The sequence below is a fragment of the Flavobacterium sp. genome, from assembly GCF_035456225.1.
In the GTDB taxonomy this organism is placed as follows: Bacteria; Bacteroidota; Bacteroidia; order Flavobacteriales; family Flavobacteriaceae; genus Flavobacterium.
The window spans coordinates 1-11,110 of the sequence record NZ_DATIDM010000183.1 but is presented as its reverse complement, the minus strand read 5'-3'; the positions used below and the strand labels follow the sequence as shown (position 1 = coordinate 11,110).

9 protein-coding genes are annotated in these 11,110 nt (G+C 36.1%); 1 reads left to right on the top strand and 8 read right to left on the bottom strand.

From position 1 onward, the window contains the following. The 6 genes from VLB74_RS11005 to VLB74_RS10980 form a co-directional block, all read right to left on the bottom strand. The coding region (locus VLB74_RS11005; RefSeq protein ID WP_325203508.1) for a hypothetical protein at positions 1-573 on the bottom strand (573 nt) is incomplete at its 3' end. Positions 574-595: 22 nt separating this feature from the next. Then, positions 596-1,258 carry a hypothetical protein gene (locus VLB74_RS11000; protein ID WP_325203507.1) on the bottom strand — a complete coding sequence of 221 codons (663 nt, stop codon included), beginning with the start codon at positions 1,256-1,258 and terminating at the stop codon, positions 596-598. 147 nt (positions 1,259-1,405) lie between these two features. Beyond that, positions 1,406-2,689 (bottom strand): citrate synthase, encoded by a 1,284-nt coding sequence (locus VLB74_RS10995; RefSeq protein WP_325203506.1) that lies wholly within the window; start codon positions 2,687-2,689, stop codon positions 1,406-1,408. Positions 2,690-2,889: 200 nt separating this feature from the next. Then, positions 2,890-5,166: a T9SS type A sorting domain-containing protein gene (locus VLB74_RS10990; protein ID WP_325203505.1), complete on the bottom strand. Its 2,277-nt coding sequence runs from the start codon at positions 5,164-5,166 to the stop codon at positions 2,890-2,892. Between the two features lie 100 nt (positions 5,167-5,266). After that, positions 5,267-6,028, bottom strand: coding sequence for a LytR/AlgR family response regulator transcription factor (locus VLB74_RS10985; RefSeq protein ID WP_325203504.1), 762 nt, complete (start codon positions 6,026-6,028; stop codon positions 5,267-5,269). 1 nt (position 6,029) lies between these two features. Then, complete coding sequence (locus VLB74_RS10980) at positions 6,030-8,000, bottom strand: tetratricopeptide repeat-containing sensor histidine kinase (protein ID WP_325203503.1); 1,971 nt, start codon at positions 7,998-8,000, stop codon at positions 6,030-6,032. A gap of 301 nt (positions 8,001-8,301) precedes the next feature. Between VLB74_RS10980 and VLB74_RS10975 the strand changes: the two genes are divergently transcribed. After that, positions 8,302-9,000 (top strand): hypothetical protein, encoded by a 699-nt coding sequence (locus VLB74_RS10975; RefSeq protein WP_325203502.1) that lies wholly within the window; start codon positions 8,302-8,304, stop codon positions 8,998-9,000. A gap of 87 nt (positions 9,001-9,087) precedes the next feature. Here VLB74_RS10975 and VLB74_RS10970 read toward each other — a convergent pair whose 3' ends face one another. Both VLB74_RS10970 and VLB74_RS10965 read right to left on the bottom strand, forming a co-directional pair. Then, positions 9,088-10,425: a peptide-N-glycosidase F-related protein gene (locus VLB74_RS10970; RefSeq protein WP_325203501.1), complete on the bottom strand. Its 1,338-nt coding sequence runs from the start codon at positions 10,423-10,425 to the stop codon at positions 9,088-9,090. Between the two features lie 159 nt (positions 10,426-10,584). Then, on the bottom strand, positions 10,585-11,110 hold a 526-nt coding region (locus VLB74_RS10965), incomplete at its 5' end, for an enolase C-terminal domain-like protein (RefSeq protein ID WP_325203500.1).

The following is an 11,110-nucleotide window of genomic DNA, read 5'->3' as shown; positions in this document are numbered from 1 at the left end:
GAGACCTAATTCAATTCCGATAAAATTATCGATCTCCGATTCAGGCACATCAGATTTAAAATCGGATGACAAATCAGCTCCACTAAACAAAGCCAAATTAAACTTCAGATTTTCACTGAAGTCATATTTGTAACCCACTTTATAGAACAACCCAATGGAACTACCTAAACCACTATGCTCTACCTCTAAACCAGTAACATTATCAATACCTTTGAATTTATACTGATAGTTTAGATCACCTCCAAATTCGGCATATAATGTTGAATTCCCATTTTTCATTTTCGCTCTGAAAGAAACAGGCAAGCTAACATATTTTGTCTCAAAGTGGAAATCACCTCCGCCCAAGAAAAAATTATTCAGATCCACACCAGAAACGATTGCATAATTTTTATGTATTGTAAATTCTTTTTTTAAACGAACGCCCGACAAGTATCCAACGCTTTGAATATTTGCAATATCAACTTTAGCATTACCATACGAGAGCATCACTTCAAAATCTCCCTTATTCTTGTTTTCCTGCGAGAATAAACACGTTGAACATAAAAGCAGTAAGTAAAAAAATGTATTTTTCATCTTCGTAAATTGTATTTAAAAATTACGGTTTCATACTTGTACCGATTATCAACCCAACAACTCCTCCAACAACCCCACAGACAGGACCACACAATGCGGTGCCAATTCCCGCACCGGCAAGAACCATTAAAGCTGTACAACCTTCGTTAGGACAAGGAACGTTGACAGTACCATCTTGAGCCGCTTTATTAAATTCATTAACTAATTCATTTGAATTCAGCAAAAGTACTTTTTCCGATTCCGGCAGGATCTTAAAACCTTTTTGATTGCTTAAATCTTCAATATAGCCCGCCTCTTTAATTTCCCCCAGTTTTGTCTTAACAAAAGAAGACACCTCTAATGAATTAACTTGATCCTCAAAACTGACATTTTGATTTTCGCCAATTCTTTGAATAATTTCAGTAACCGTTTCAACACTTACTTCTCCAGCTTTAAAACCTGAGCCAACCAAGTACTCATCAATCATTTCTTGGGTTACCCCCCCTTCTTCCAATCGCTGAAACATTCTGTTTTCATTACCTTGAAATTCCCTGAACAGCATAACCCCTTTTTTAGCATTCAATTTGGCAGCCTCCGACAACGCTTTGTCCTGCTGATCCGTATCGGTTGGCGCACACGCCATAACGGACACGAACAAGTAAAACACTGATAAAGGAACCGACAACTTTCTAAAAATTTTTTTCATGGCTTATATTTTTTTTTAAAATTAATCTTACAAAGATATATTGTAAGAATCGTATTTCAAAATAATTATAGCTTTTTTATTACAAAAAAATACAAAGCAAAAAAAAGACCCGATTGCTCGGGTCTTTTTATTATATTTTCACAAATATTATCTTTTATCCATTTCCTTAAAAGGACGCAATGCATATCCTGTATACACCTGACGCGGACGTCCGATAGGCTCTTTGTTCACGCGCATTTCTTTCCATTGAGCGATCCATCCCGGAAGACGACCGATTGCGAATAACACTGTAAACATATCCGTAGGAATTCCTAAAGCGCGGTAAATGATTCCGGAATAAAAATCTACGTTTGGATATAAGTTTCTTGATTTGAAATACTCATCCTGTAAAGCCGATTCTTCCAAACGTTTTGCAATATTTAAGATCGGGTCGTTTACACCTAATTCAGCCAATACTTCATCGGCCGCTTTTTTGATGATTTTTGCTCTTGGATCGAAGTTTTTGTAAACACGGTGTCCGAATCCCATCAAACGGAACGGATCGTTTTTATCTTTTGCTTTTGCCAAGAATTTATCAGCATCACCACCGTCTTTCTGAATTTCCTCCAACATTTCCAAAACCGCTTGGTTAGCACCTCCATGAAGTGGTCCCCAAAGCGCAGAAACTCCGGCAGAAATAGAAGCGAACAATCCGGCGTGTGATGAACCCACCATTCTTACTGTTGAAGTAGAACAGTTTTGCTCATGATCAGCATGTAGGATAAACAATTTATCCAAGGCATTCACTACAATAGGATTGATTTTATAAGGTCCGGTTGGCAACTCAAACATTAAACGCATGAAGTTTTCCACGTAACCTTTTGTATTGTCGTAATAATTCAAAGGGAAACCAGAACTTTTTCTGTAGGTCCACGTAGCCAAAACAAGGAATTTACCCATTGTTTTACAAACCGCTTCGTACATTTCTTTTTCGTTCTCAACATTAACCACTTTAGGGTTAAACGCCGTTAATGCACTTGTTAATGAAGACAACACGCCCATAGGGTGCGCTGTTTTAGGAAAACCATCAATGATGTTTTTCATTTCTTCATTTACTAATGTATATTTTCGAATGTCAGTTTCAAACTGCTCTAATTGTTGTTTGGTAGGTAATTCACCAAAAATCACAAGGTAAGAAACCTCCAGAAAAGAAGCCTTCTCCGCTAAATCTTCAATAGCGTATCCTCTGTAACGAAGAATTCCTTCTTCCCCATCAAGGAAAGTGATTGCACTTTGACATGAACCCGAATTTTTATACCCCGGATCTAAAGTAATCGCGCCGGATGCAGCACGTAATTTCTCGATATCAATAGCAACCTCGTTCTCACTTCCCACGATAACTGGAAACTCATATTTGTTGCCATCAATTTCTAATATTGCAGTTTTCGACATTTGTATTAGGAATTAAATGTAATTATTTTTTGTTGTAGGCGAATTTAAGAAATTCCCAATGAATTAAAAAAGAAAATTGACAGCCTTTTCGTTAATTATTTCAAAAAAATAGTTTTGATAGTAAAACCATCAGATTAAAGCACAAAAAGTCCAAGGATAAACTCCTCGGACTTTTTAACTTAACTAAAATCAACCGTATTTTACGACTTCAGAATCTTTTCAATTTTGACTCCCTCGGTTGTTGTTATTTTTACAAAATATATTCCGGAGGTTTTCGATGCCATATCAATACTTTCAATTACTTCATTTGAAACCCTTGTCAACAAAATTCGTCCCCGAACATCAAAAAGTTGTATCGATTTAATCGCATTGGCCGATTTAACGGTAAACACATCTTTCACAGGATTTGGATAAACGGTAACCGAATTATCAATCACGTTCTCATTCACACCTAATGACTGGAAAATCGTGCTGGCCAGATTGGTTTCTATTGCTGCATTATAATCGAAAAAGATATCCGCCTTATTAGTAGCCACATCGCCCGAAACCAAATTCTGTCTGGTCTTGATTTTCAGCAATATATTTCCATGACCTCCGCCACCGTTTCCTCCGTTATGAGCTAAATTGATATTCTGAAAAACGAATTCGGCTACATTTCCGTTAATTTTAGCTTCAACCGGATGCGAACTACTCAATACCTGTAATGATTTTTCATCAAATCTTGCCGTATCAATAACATCTTTCACCACCACATTAACTGCACCGGCCGTTCCTACATTTTCGAAATTAATCATATAATGAAGGTAGTCACCGATTTTTACAGGGGATTGTATTTCCCCTTCCAAACAATATTTATCATTTGGATCGAAAGCATTAACAACCGTCTGATTGAACTGAAAAAGATTATCCTGTGTTGTTGCATCCCCGGCCATTGGCAAAATAGATGCGGTTAATTGCAACACATCGCCACTATTTACAGGATTTACATCTGTTGGGGCATTGATATGCATGGTAACTTCTATACTCCTTGATTCAAAAGGCATCAGGTTGCTATAATTCCAACTCATACCTCCTAAATTTTGTGAAGCCGGGACTAGTGTTGCGGAAACGAAAGTCATCAGATTCTGATTATAGAAGAAATTGATACCATACGGTTGCGACAAAACCTGATTCCCTTTGTTTTTGTAAACGATTTTATACACCGCGTCAAATCCAGGTCTTGCCGGCATTACCGGAGCAATAACAATCTCAAGGTCAGGATGGATTCCGTTGGCGGTAACACAAAAATGTTGGGTTGCGATGTTATTGTTATTGTTCGGAAAATTAATTACCGCGTTTACCGGAGAGAAATTGAAAAAAGTTGGATTTTCAACATCCGGAGTCACTGTGAAATTTCCGGCTTGGGTGTAAAATTTATAAGTCCCCGATGAGTTTACAAATGAAGCGCCTTCCGTTGTCCCGTCATTAATTTTTACTTTTATAAACGGTTGGGGCAAATCCGTCGCATCACAACCATTGTTGGCAACATCATAAATCACATTTCCGGTTATGGTGTTGTAGTCGCCGCCTGGAGTGAAAGAACAGTAAGTTGTAACTACAGTATTTGACAAACTACTTTGATCAACAATCGAATCAACAATCGAAACTTCTCCTTCATCAATACAGACATGAGTCAAATTTGGGTTATTACCCCAATAATTCTCCGGATTCCAATGATTTGTTCCATTTTTAATATTTACTGAATGTAAATCGTTATTACTACACGATAAATCTATCATAGATGGGTTACCTGAAAAATCAAGACTTGTAAGCATATTATTCGAACACGATACACGCTGAAGATTTAACAATCCTGAAAAATTCAATGAGGTTAATTGATTATTACCACAGCTTAGTGAACGAAGATTGTTTAGACCTACCAGACTTAAAGCCGTCAATTGGTTTGCATAACACCTCAAATCTTCGAGACTAACTAAACCCGCTAAAGAAACCGAAGTTACTTGATTACTATTAAAATCTAAATATTTCAAATTAGCAAGCCCAACTACATTAAGTGAGACCAAATTATTTTCAAAGCAGTTTAACCATTCGAGCATAGAAAGATTTGACACATCAAGAACAGACAGCTGATTGTTATATAACAAAAGTGTTTTCAAACTATTTAAACCTGCTCCGTCAAAACTTGTAATCTGATTATAACCTGCTGAGAGACTAATCAAATTTGCAAAACTTTGGATTCCTTCTAATGATGAAATATTTGAATTAAAAACAATCAAGTTTTGAACAGCAAGCGCTTCAGACACTTCAATTTCACCATTATCATTGGTATCTGCATCAGCATCGGCATACGAATTATTATTAGTATCCACACAATTTGAACTCACCAAAGCCGCCTTAAAATTCGCATCCGGGATATTCACAATCTGTGCCTGAACCATCCCGTTGATAAACAAAAGAAAGAATAGTATTTTTTTCATAATCTATATGTGTTATTTGCATCGTTTCATGATAAAAGTAAAAACTTGCAAATCATTTATTTCAGTAATTGAGCAATTGACTCTTTTCGGTTAGAATTTGCTACATGTTTTTCAAAACTTCCTGCAAACGCTCTTTTTTTCGTTGTGAAATCGGCAAATTGCTGTTATCTGCCATAATTACATAACCACCGTCTTTCTTTATATAGGATTTCAAATACGAAAGATTGATAAGATGCGATTGATGGATGCGTTCGAATCCGTGTTCCGTCAACAATTCCTCATATTCTTTTAATGTTTTCGAAATCAGGATTGGTTTGTTGTTTTTAATATAAAACTTCGTGTAATTGTCTTCGCTTTCGCAGCGGATGATATCGCTTATTTCAAACAGGTGAATCCCATCTGAAGTGGAAAGTGCAATGCGTTTAAAATTATCCACCTTTTTACGGATGTTTTCCAGAAGCAAATCAATGTGCGCATAATTATCCTTTTTGCTGAGCGTATCTTTAATCTTTAGGACAACTTTTCCCAGTTCTTCGGGATCTACCGGTTTTAACAGAAAATCCAAGGCACTGAATCGAAATGCTTTAATGGCGTATTGCTCATGAGCTGTAATAAACACAATATGAGAAGTTGATTTCCCTTTTTGGTTGGCAACCTCTTCCAAAATATCAAAACCGGTACCATCACCCAACTGAATATCCATGAAAACCACTTGAGGTTCCAGTAATTTCATGACTTCTATTCCGCTCACCACGCTATCCGCTTCACCAATAATTTTTATTTCCGGTGCATAGCGCGACAAAAGACTTTTCATTCCGTTGCGCAAATTAGCATCATCATCAATTAATAGGACTGTTATCATTTTATTTTGTTGTGTATTGTATTGGTAAATTCAAAACTACTTTTGTGCCTTGTACTACATCATTTTCCCTCAACTCTTCTATTTCCACTTTAGCCTTTTTAGTCGTATAAGCTTCCATCATTTCCAAACGTTTTCGGGTGATATCCAGGGCCATCGATTTGTGAACCGTAACCGAATTCTCTTTCAATTCTTTTGATTTGGCAAACCCGATTCCGTTATCGGTTATTGTGCAGATAAGATTTTCAGCATTAAGCGAAAAATCCACCGCTATATTCCCCGTTTCTTTTTTCGGAATCAGCCCGTGAATGATTGCGTTTTCCACAAAAGGCTGTAACAGTAAAGGCGGCAATGCCAAATCATCTTCAATATCGACACTTTTGGTAATCGTAAAATTGAATTTCTTATTGAAACGCAATTGCTCCAACTCCAGATAATTCTGCAAACTCTCTATTTCTTTATCAATCGGAATTAATGACTCTTTGGAATACTCTAATGTGAGTCGCATCAATTTAGAAAACTTCGACAGGTATTTTATGGCCGAATCGGTACCATTCTGCACAATAAAACTGGAAATCGAGCCCAGACAGTTGAACACAAAATGTGGATTCATCTGCAAATGCAAGGCTTTTTGTTCGTATTCCGCTAATTCTTTCTGTAACGTAAGATGTTTTTTGAGTTGAAGACGATTGTAAATCAGAAACACGATTCCGCATAATGCCAAAATAAAAAGACCTGAAAACAATAGCTGCTGGTGTTGTCTTTTGGTTTGTTCATAATATATGATTTCCTTTTTCTCCTGTTCCTTTTTCTGCAATGCTTCCTTCTTTTCAAACTCAAAATTCATTTCAGCACGAACACCATTTCGGATGCTTTCATGATTGCTCACGCTGTCTTTTGCGATACTGTACAACTTGTAGTGCCGTAACGCTTCTGCAGATTTCCCTAGTTTTTCGTAGATTTCACTCAACCGTTTCTCGGCGTTCTGAATCTGTTCGGTTACGTTTAATTCTTTGGCAAGTTGTAATGATTTGGAAGTATTGACCAAAGCTTCCTGATAGTTACCTTCTTCAAATTTAATTTCTCCTATATAGAAATACGTATCCGAAACGCCAAATTTATCATCGATGGAAGTAAATGCCGCCTGTGCTCTAGAATAACTTTCAACGGCTTTCGCCTTATTTCCAGTAGCTTTATAATACAAGCCCAAGTTATTATACAACTCCCCTAACCCACGCTGATTCGGGTATTTTTCAAACAATTGCTGCGCTTTGGCATAATATTCGAAAGCCTTCGGGTAATTTTTCTGACGTAAATAAATAGTACCGATATTGGTTGTGGTAATCCCAATTGTGTTATCGCCTATTTTTTCCTGAATTTTAAGGCATTTTATAAAATACTGCAATGCTTTGAAATCTTCCCGCTGCGATTTGTATACAACCCCGACATTATTATATACCCGGGCCAGCTTTTCGTAATTCTTGCTTTCCTCGTAAATTTTTAATGCTTTCAAATGATATTGAAGTGCTTGGGAATAGTTGCTCTGTTCCGAAAAAACAATCCCAACACTACCATACGCGCGTGCCAATCCGTTTTTTATTTCTTCGTTTTCTGTTCCAGGAACCTTATCCAACTCGTTTTCAAAAACGGCTTGTGCATTAAAGAAGTTTTGCAACGCCGAGACATAGTCACCTACAATAATGCCCGCATTTCCTTTATTGAGATAAGCATTCCCTTCCGCTAAACGGAACTTTATTTTTTTTGACAATTGCAATGCCTTATCTGCATATTCCTGCATTAACACGGGATTATCAACCCGATAAACACTTGCAATATCATTTAACAACTGTGCTTTTTCAATATCGTTTTTAGTTTTTCCCAACAGTTGCTTTAAACTGTCTGCTTCCTGATTTTGGGAAATCCCTTGTATCGAAAGCAGCATCAACATCGAAAGAAGATAATGGTATATTTTCATAAACGGTTTTGTCAAAAAAATGATACACAAAAATAACCTTTCAATCCAAACGAGAAAGTACAAATTAGAATTTCAAAGATTTGAATGAGAATTTGATTTTACTCTTGAAGCACCCTCTTTACCGAAAACCGAAATCATCATCACAAATTTGAAATAAAAAACAAAGAACAAAATACAACATGTTGAATGCTATATAATTATAAGTAATTGTGGTAATTTTGTAGTATCTTCTTATTAATTTGGAAAACATTAAGAATTTCACCTTAAGTGGGATGCCTTGCGAAAAAGAAAACAATCCAAAATGAACACACTGAAATCACATCTTACCTTATATTTCATTTTTGGATTTTTGTATTTCCTGGCAATACTTGCGGATTGGCCCCTTTTAACATATATTGCCAAACCTTCTTTTATTGGTGCTGCTTTTTTTTATTATATCGAAGAGAGTAACAAACCTGCCAACAGGCTCCATTGCACTGTCCTCATATTACTCTTTATTTCAGCGTTAATTAATTTACTGGAAGGCTACAGCTACTTCATTTATGTGTTATTGTTTAATTTTTCAGCCTATTGTATTTTATTTTATCAATCAATAAAGCTATTGGCCCAAAAACAAAACCTAAAAATTGAAAAAGAGTATTTCGTTCACTTCTCATTGACACTTATCTTTCTGGCATGCCTGCTTTATATTGTTACGTTTATTGTGTTTGACCGTTCCTTCGAGTTTTATAAAGCCATTTCGGTTTACGGGTTTGTTCTGACGTCTTTTGCCCTCAGCGCAACGTTTCTTTATTTATCGGATGCTTCGTCAAAAAACATGTTTCTGCTGCTTTATGCAATAGACATCATTATCGGCGAACTTTTTTATGTAATCCATCACTACTACTACAATTTTACGCTGCTTCGAGTCATCAGTGTTTCCTGCTACATTCTTTCATTTTATTTTTTAGTGCATTACTTTTTAAAAGATAACAACGTACAGACAGAAGAACAACCGTAAATTAAAAAACCCACGAAACAATTTTCGTGGGTTTTTTTTAATTTTTTAAAAATTGATAAAATTCAACATTTTTTAAAATAGAAAAAATTACTCTTTAATTATTTTTTCAGAAAACACTCCGTTTTCAGTTTCAATTTTCAAAAAATATATCCCTTTCGAGTTATTTGAAATATCAATTTTTGAATTAAGGTCGTTGACAACTTTAGAATCAATTAGCCTTCCTTGAGCATCAAACAATTGTAATGTTTTTATAGTATTATTGCAATTTATATTGACAACTTCCTTAGTAGGGTTTGGAAAAATATCATATGAAACAACATCATGACCTACCACACCTAACGTAGCACCATCTCCCTGCAAATACACAGAAACAGGAATATAACCTTGACCATCAACAAAAACAGCAGTAGGGACAGAAATTTTAAACGAGTGCGAACCTGCCGCTAAATTACCCAAATTAACTGTTCTGGTAGGAATAACAGCACCTGGACACCAATTGCTAAAAGATTGCCAAACAGCATTAGACCTTGGAGAGGGGCCATAGATACCATTTCCCTGCGTGTTATAAACCCTGTAAGGTTCACAAGTAAGTTCTCCCGGTATGTAGGTCAAAATTTGATTACTATCTAAATAGATATAATGCTGACGTCTGTTGTATTCTTCTCCTCCATTATTAGCACCATGATTTGATGTAATTAAGTAAAACTTTGAATTACTTATTGTAGATGGCAGTGTAAAGTTTACCGTTCTTACAGTTTGACCAATCACATCTGTAGCCCCAGCTTGATAATTATTCAAATCTTTTTTGAAATTCAAAGGCAGTAAAGATACATTATCTTCATTCAATAAAACCCCACTTGTGATAAAATTCACGGTTCCAAAAAAAACATCATTCCTGCCTGAACAACCAGCAATTTGTGTTTGAGCAGCGTACGGAACTCCAAACAATTCAAATTCCACCCAGAAATCATACAACGCATTGAGAGAAGGATCCTTCAATATTTTAGCAACATTATCTACGTTAAAAGTATAAGGAACCAGATTCGGAGCCACATTTTTATTCATAAAAGGAGTAATATACCTTCCTAATTCTAATCGATGAGTAGTAGCAAGGTCATAACTTGTTGCCCCTTTTGGAACCAACGCCAGATTCACATTACCTATTCTATCGTAGTTATCGCAAGCCGCAGAAATAGATACATTTATGGACAATGTGCTTCCTATCTGGGCCAATTCGCTTGCCGTCATTTTTCTGGTAAACAAATCATTTCTTAACCTAACAACACCCGCTGGTGTTGGTGCTGACACTAACCCAGCATAACCATCATAAAAAAGCACGTTTGAATATATTGGAATTGTAGTTTGAGCCATCGAAACAGAACTCAACCCAATAATCAAAAGAAATAATAGGTAAAATTTTTTCATAATTTATAGTTTTTCATAGAACCACAAATCTATAATAAAATACAACAAAATGTTTTATATCTTTTTATTCCTAACAAAATCCCGCGTCAATGTTAATTTAACGTCAACAAAAAACCTGACAGGTTTCCCTATCAGGTTTTATATTTTTTTCGCGATAAATTATCTACCTACTTTGAACGCTCTTTCTTTAGGAAAATAAGCCACTTCAGCCAATTCCTCCTCAATGCGCAACAACTGATTGTATTTGGACATACGGTCAGAACGGGAAGCTGATCCTGTTTTGATTTGACCACAATTTAATGCTACAGCTAAGTCAGCAATCGTATTATCTTCAGTTTCTCCGGAACGGTGCGACATTACCGAAGTATATCCTGCATTGTGCGCCATATTAACGGCCGCAATCGTCTCGGTTAAAGTACCGATCTGGTTAACTTTAATCAAGATAGAGTTTGCGATATTCTGCTCGATTCCCTGAGAAAGGCGCTGAACGTTAGTAACGAACAAATCGTCACCTACCAATTGTATTTTGTTTCCTATTTTCTCGGTTAAATATTTCCAACCAGCCCAGTCGTCCTCATACATACCGTCTTCGATAGAGATAATTGGGTATTTAGCACATAATTCCGCTAAATAATCCGCTTGTTCTTCCGAAGTTCTTATTTTACCTGATTCACCTTCAAATTTC

Coding starts and splice junctions, on each gene's coding strand:
- VLB74_RS11000 (WP_325203507.1), bottom strand. CDS start 1,258: ATGAAAAAAATTTTTAGAAAGTTGTCGGTTCCTTTATCAGTGTTTTAC.
- VLB74_RS10995 (WP_325203506.1), bottom strand. CDS start 2,689: ATGTCGAAAACTGCAATATTAGAAATTGATGGCAACAAATATGAGTTT.
- VLB74_RS10990 (WP_325203505.1), bottom strand. CDS start 5,166: ATGAAAAAAATACTATTCTTTCTTTTGTTTATCAACGGGATGGTTCAG.
- VLB74_RS10985 (WP_325203504.1), bottom strand. CDS start 6,028: ATGATAACAGTCCTATTAATTGATGATGATGCTAATTTGCGCAACGGA.
- VLB74_RS10980 (WP_325203503.1), bottom strand. CDS start 8,000: ATGAAAATATACCATTATCTTCTTTCGATGTTGATGCTGCTTTCGATA.
- VLB74_RS10975 (WP_325203502.1), top strand. CDS start 8,302: ATGAACACACTGAAATCACATCTTACCTTATATTTCATTTTTGGATTT.
- VLB74_RS10970 (WP_325203501.1), bottom strand. CDS start 10,425: ATGAAAAAATTTTACCTATTATTTCTTTTGATTATTGGGTTGAGTTCT.